General features: G+C 59.7%; 6 protein-coding genes. 2 read left to right on the top strand and 4 right to left on the bottom strand.

Features of this window, described 5'->3' with window-relative positions:
- Window positions 1-206: 206 nt before the first annotated feature.
- The 4 genes from C9413_RS27860 to map all read right to left on the bottom strand — a co-directional run bounded on the left by C9413_RS27860 (window position 207) and on the right by map (window position 2,871).
- Window positions 207-656 carry a GNAT family N-acetyltransferase gene (locus C9413_RS27860; protein WP_039846736.1) on the bottom strand — a complete coding sequence of 150 codons (450 nt, stop codon included), beginning with the start codon at window positions 654-656 and terminating at the stop codon, window positions 207-209.
- Window positions 657-850: 194 nt separating this feature from the next.
- Entirely contained in the window at window positions 851-1,372 is a 522-nt protein-coding gene (locus C9413_RS27855; RefSeq protein ID WP_039844750.1) for a tyrosine-type recombinase/integrase, read from the bottom strand.
- Window positions 1,344-1,574 carry a tyrosine-type recombinase/integrase gene (locus C9413_RS33870; RefSeq protein WP_052451513.1) on the bottom strand — a complete coding sequence of 77 codons (231 nt, stop codon included), beginning with the start codon at window positions 1,572-1,574 and terminating at the stop codon, window positions 1,344-1,346. The genes C9413_RS27855 and C9413_RS33870 overlap by 29 nt, the downstream gene beginning before the upstream one ends.
- Window positions 1,575-2,037: 463 nt before the next feature.
- Window positions 2,038-2,871 carry a type I methionyl aminopeptidase gene (gene map / locus C9413_RS27845; protein ID WP_039844751.1) on the bottom strand — a complete coding sequence of 278 codons (834 nt, stop codon included), beginning with the start codon at window positions 2,869-2,871 and terminating at the stop codon, window positions 2,038-2,040.
- Between the two features lie 379 nt (window positions 2,872-3,250).
- Here map and C9413_RS27840 point away from each other — a divergent pair, with 379 nt between their 5' ends.
- Both C9413_RS27840 and C9413_RS27835 read left to right on the top strand, forming a co-directional pair.
- Window positions 3,251-4,153: an adenylate/guanylate cyclase domain-containing protein gene (locus tag C9413_RS27840; RefSeq protein WP_039844752.1), complete on the top strand. Its 903-nt coding sequence runs from the start codon at window positions 3,251-3,253 to the stop codon at window positions 4,151-4,153.
- A 95-nt stretch (window positions 4,154-4,248) separates the two neighbouring features.
- Window positions 4,249-4,833 (top strand): phosphotransferase (locus C9413_RS27835; protein WP_170251197.1); only part of this gene is annotated, 585 nt, incomplete at its 3' end.

The raw sequence follows: 4,833 nt of genomic DNA, 5'->3' as shown, positions 1-4,833 counted from the left end.
CGGCATTGCCCAACGTGGAGACGACGCAGACAATAAGGGCGGCGATGCCGCTGGCCTCGCGAGGTGTGGGCCAACGCCCATAGGCCCTGCGGGTGCTGGGATTGCGAATATTGGCGGTGAAGAATTCGAAGAAGCGATACGAGACATGGTCACCAGCGGCGGTAACAACCGTAGGGGCGTGCTACGCGGCGATGACGGCAGCTGGCTCATGGCGCTACATGTCCGGGCGTCTCAAATCGCTTCTTCAGAAAGATGAAGCTGTGTCCCGGTGGATAATCATCCATGATCCCGAAGGCCTCATACCCAAGCCGTTCGTAAAATCCGCGCGCCTGGAAGCTGTGGGTCGTGAGCCACGCGCCTCGGCAGCCGCGATCTATCGCCTCTTGCTCAGCGAGCGCCATGAGACGACGGCCAATACCACCATGGCGAAGCGCTTCCGGCACTACCAGTAGATCGACATGCAGGTGGTCATGAATCGTGCTGCCCCAAAGCCCACCAATGATATTTCCCGTTTCGGGCTCAGTGACAGTTAAAACTAGCAGTTTATCTTCGGTCGGACGCCCGATACGAGACGCGTTGAACTCAATCAGCGACGCGGCAATGGCGGACCGTTCATGTGAACCCGGATCTCTGACGAGCTGGATCGTTACCTGCATGAGCACCCTCGCGAAAATCCCGATAGAAGCGACACTTGTTTTCCTAACTTTTGCGACGGCGCATAGTACGGGGTTCTGCGATAGCCGCAATGTGCGCTTGTGGCGCTTTCCTGCCTAGTGAAAGTTCCTTGATGATTGGACGGCTCGACCTGACATCGCGGCCCTCACCGCGATGTCAATAGCTCCGGCAGGGATCAAAGTTTGTCGAGAAACGCCAATAACTCGTCGCCAGCCCTGAACCGGCCAGGCGATTGTCCATTGAACGGGTCGATCTTGGCTAGAGCGGCCTCCTTGATTGCCAGGTGGGCATGCAAGTACGGCTGTGTGGACCGCGTGGACTCATGGCCGAGCCACAATGAGATCACCGTGCTGTCGACACCGGCATCCAGCAACTCCATTGCCGCGCTATGTCGAAGGACATGGGGTGATATCCGCTTTGATCGTAACGACGAGCCGCCCTTCGACGCCGTCGACACGTATTTTGCCAGAAGATACTGAACGGCATCAGGGCTCATTCGCCCGCCGTGAACGGTCGGGAAAAGAGAATTGCCGTTCCCCACCGGTGGCTCGTCCAACCAGGCCTTGAGCGTAACTTTGAGCATTCCGGTTATCGGCGTAGCGCGTTCCTTGCGCCCCTTCCCGAAACACCGGATGTGCGCTCCTGTGCCGATGGTGATGGCACTTCGATCAAGGCCCAGTAGCTCGGAGAGGCGCATCCAGCGTCGTACTCGGATGCAGCGGCACGATGCGGGTCTTTCCGAACTTCGTCTCGCGGATCGTCAGCATGCCTGCTTTCAGATCGGCGTCCTCACGAAGCAACCGCGCGGCCTCTGAGAAGCGAAGTCCGGTGGATGCCAGCAAGCCGAAGAAGTAATGATATGTCGGCCCTCGGAAGCTTCCAGGATGCAGGTCGAGCATCGACTTCAGGAGATCGGCGATCTGTTCGTCTGAATAGATGAAAGGACGCGGTCTTCGTTGTGGTGGAAAGATATACGAAGGCGGAATCTCGGTTCGGGGGGTCGACCACCTGGAGATGGCGGGCAAAAGCTCTGACCGTCGAAAGGCGCGACGACCACGTTGCGGGACCACATTGGTGGCTTGCCCAATCCACCGCAATCTTCGCGGTGACCCGCAGTTCGCCATGCGCAGTCGCATACCTCACAAAATTGCGCAGGCGGCTCTCCTGAGTTTGGAGCTTGAACCCGAGTGAGCGCCGCAACTTCAGATATTGTTCAAGGGCATCGGACATATCCGTAGCCTTATGCCGAGTTCGGCATAACGGCACGTGATGTCGCGCGTGCGCGGTTCTTTGGGCGGCAAACCGCGGTGTCGGGTTCAGTTCACCGTTCGTGTGGAACACAGGACCTTTCGCGATCTGCGTTCACCCGTTGAGCGGCAGGCCTGGCCGGTCGAGGGTGCCGGGCGAAAGCGTGAAGATCTCGCAGCCGCCGGCCGTGACACCGACGGTGTGTTCGTATTGCGCAGAAAGCGACCGGTCGCGGGTGACCGCCGTCCAGCCATCGGCAAGCACCTTCACATGCGGACGCCCGAGATTGATCATTGGCTCGATCGTGAAGATCATGCCTTCGCGCAGCTCCGGACCCTCGTTGGCCCGGCCGTAATGCAGGATGTTCGGCGAATCGTGGAAGAGGCGGCCGACGCCATGGCCGCAGAAATCGCGGACGACCGAGCAGCGTTCGCTTTCTGCGTAGGTCTGGATCGCTTCGCCGATCGCGCCGGTGCGCGCGCCGGGGCGGACGGCGGCAATGCCGCGCATCAACGCTTCATGCGTGACTTCGAGGAGACGTTCGGCGGCACGCTTAATCTGCCCGACCGGATACATGCGGCTGGAATCGCCGTGCCAGCCGTCAAGCACGAAGGTAACGTCGATATTGACGATATCGCCTTCGCGAAGCGGTTTTGCGTCCGGAATGCCGTGGCAGACGACATGGTTGATCGAGGTGCAGGTGGATTTGGTATAGCCGCGATAATTGAGCGTCGCCGGATGGGCACCGTTGTCCATACCAAATTCGAAGACGAACCGGTCGATCGCCTCGGTCGGAAGGCCCGGCCTGACGATCGCCGCGAGTTCGTCGAGGCAGCGGGCGGTCAACTGGCACGCCTTGCGCATGCTCTCGAAGGCCTCGGGACCATAGAGCCGGATGGCGCCGGTATTCTTCGGCGGCGCGGAGGAGGCTTCGATATAATTCACCATTGTAGGGCCTTAGCGGAGATTGTCCTCATCGTACATAATGCAGCTATGCCGCTTTCGTCCATCGCGATCAACCGCAACCACGAGATTTGTACCACTTCGATACCGGGCAGGTATGCCTTTCCAGTCACGCACCCCGTATCTTGCGTCTTGCGCTCCACTCGGACGGCGCGCTGGAAATTGCCGCGTTGAAGTGAAACATATGACGGTCCCCGGCGTCCCATTCGAGACGGTAGCGTAAGCCCGCTCGAATGCTTCTAACGGCAGCCAAATCCTTTTCGCAGCAAAACGGACATTGCGCAAATCGCGCTTACGGAACCGGATTTATTGACGACTTGCCCTAGCTTTGCTGATTGGACACTAGGAGATACGACGGGACCTCATGAGCGAAACGCGACGCAAGCTGACCACGATCTTCTCCGCCGACGTGCAGGATTATACGCGCCTGATGGGTGCGGATGAGGAGGGCACGCTGGCGATGCTGAAGCGGTATCGCGATGCGATGTCGCGGCTCATCGCGTTGCACGGAGGGCGGGTGATCAATACCTGGGGCGACGGATTGATCGCCGATTTTCCGAGCGTCGTCGAGGCGGTGCGTGCGGCAGTCGACGTTCAGAACGAGCTCGCAGGCATGAACGCTACGCGGCCGGCGGACGGTCGCATGCTGTTCCGGATCGGCATCAATCTCGGCGATGTGATCGTCGAAGGCGACGATCTCTATGGTGACGGTGTCAATATTGCCGCGCGGCTGCAGGCGTCTGCCGCCGCCGGCGGGATCGTGATATCGAATACCGTCTACGACCAGGTCCGCAACAAGGTGGCCGTCGGTTTCGATTTTCTCGGGCCTTTGGTGGTGAAGAATGTCACGGAACCCGTGCCGAGCTATGCCGTGCGCATAGGCGAAGACATAAAAAGCGCCCCGCAGCCGGAGGCTGCAACGAACCGACCGAAGGCTCCGGCAGTGACCAATTGGTCGCTTGGCGCAAAGGCTCGCAAGATGTTTGGTCTGCTCGCCTTGTTGAGCGCTTTGCTGGTTGTCGTTAATCTTCTCTCCTGGCGGGGCGTCTTCTGGGCGGCATGGCCGCTTCTGGCCTTTGCTGTCTTGACGGCAATGATATGGGTGCGGAACCAGAACCGCATCGATCGGGGCATTGCCGCCCTCGGCGTCGCCGGGCTTGGCATGGTCGCGATCAACCTGCTGTCGTGGCACGGGATATTTTGGGCGATATGGCCAGTTCTGGGGCTGGCCGCCGCTGCCGGCGTTCGATGGGTGATGCGAAACTGACCCAAGAGTGCATTGGCCGCGATTACGAGGCGGCGTTGCCAGTGCTTACGAATTGCATATCTTGCCGCGCTAGTCGATGACCGACGAAAGCCACCATGACAACGGAAAAGATAGATCAGTTCCGGGACATCATTCTCAGCGAGTATCCGGACTTGGCCGCATCGACGTTCGAGCTCGCCCCGGTAGGCTGGGATTCGATCGCCGTTGACGTGGATGACCGGCTGATCTTCAAGTTTCCCCGCAATGAGGTCGCACAAAAGGCGCTTGTGAGGGAGGCCGCATTGCTTGCCGTCGTCCGGCCCAGGGTCTCAATGGCCGTCCCGGAGCTGCGCATTCTTCAGAGAGGCCGGCACCTGTTTTCTCTTCATGAGAAGCTGAAGGGCGAACATCTGCTTGCGGCCGAATATGACAGGCTGCCGGAGCATGTGCGCCGGCGCCTTGGCGATGCATTGGGGCAGTTTTACACCGAGCTTCACCGGCTCGACAAGGAGCAAATGGCGGATGCCGGCGCCGCGACAATCGGCGCATGGCAAAGCCCTTCAGCGCTTCGCGGTAAAGCCGTGCCGGCCCTTCCGGTCGAACTGCGTGGCGTGGCAGAGGATATCATCGCAGGATTCGAGCAGCTTCCGCCCGATACCCACGGACAGACCTATGGCTTTTTCGACGGCTATGGATGGAAC

The sequence above is a fragment of the Rhizobium sp. SEMIA 4085 genome (assembly GCF_013004495.1).
Lineage (GTDB): Bacteria > Pseudomonadota > Alphaproteobacteria > Rhizobiales > Rhizobiaceae > Rhizobium > Rhizobium gallicum.
The sequence above is the reverse complement of the archived record's forward strand: the minus strand, read 5'-3'. Positions and strand labels throughout refer to the sequence as shown.

Excerpts from the sequence above, each read along its gene's own strand:
- C9413_RS27860 (WP_039846736.1), bottom strand. The coding sequence starts at position 656 with ATGCAGGTAACGATCCAGCTCGTCAGAGATCCGGGTTCACATGAACGG.
- C9413_RS27855 (WP_039844750.1), bottom strand. The coding sequence starts at position 1,372 with ATGCGCCTCTCCGAGCTACTGGGCCTTGATCGAAGTGCCATCACCATC.
- C9413_RS33870 (WP_052451513.1), bottom strand. The coding sequence starts at position 1,574 with ATGCTCGACCTGCATCCTGGAAGCTTCCGAGGGCCGACATATCATTAC.
- map (WP_039844751.1), bottom strand. The coding sequence starts at position 2,871 with ATGGTGAATTATATCGAAGCCTCCTCCGCGCCGCCGAAGAATACCGGC.
- C9413_RS27840 (WP_039844752.1), top strand. The coding sequence starts at position 3,251 with ATGAGCGAAACGCGACGCAAGCTGACCACGATCTTCTCCGCCGACGTG.